At 47.8% G+C, this 324-nt stretch carries 1 protein-coding gene; it reads right to left on the bottom strand.

Going from position 1 to position 324, the window contains the following annotated elements; genetic code table 11:
- A partial coding sequence (locus BCU68_RS16970; protein WP_198591758.1) for a hypothetical protein occupies window positions 1-324 on the bottom strand: 324 nt, incomplete at both ends.

Raw genomic sequence — 324 nt, forward strand, 5'->3', positions numbered from 1 at the left:
TCACCGTCCGTATCAGGAACGATATTAATGACAACATCGGCTTCGGTTGGGTTACTTAGACTAACCGTAAATTCAGCATCATCACCTTCATTAACAATAACAGGATCGCTAATCGATAAGGTGGGTTTATCGTTATCGGGGTTATTACCAGGGCCATTGCCCCCATCGGTAATGGTGGCTTCACCGGTAACGCCTGTATCACCATTGGTGGTGATATCGTTTGCTTCTGTGACCACAAGACCAAAGGTCTCATCGCCTTCGTAGACATCATCTTGCGAAGTCGGTACCGTCACTTGAATATCGGTCACGCCGGCTGGAATGGTC

This window comes from Vibrio sp. 10N.286.49.B3 (assembly GCF_002873395.1).
GTDB lineage: Bacteria > Pseudomonadota > Gammaproteobacteria > Enterobacterales > Vibrionaceae > Vibrio.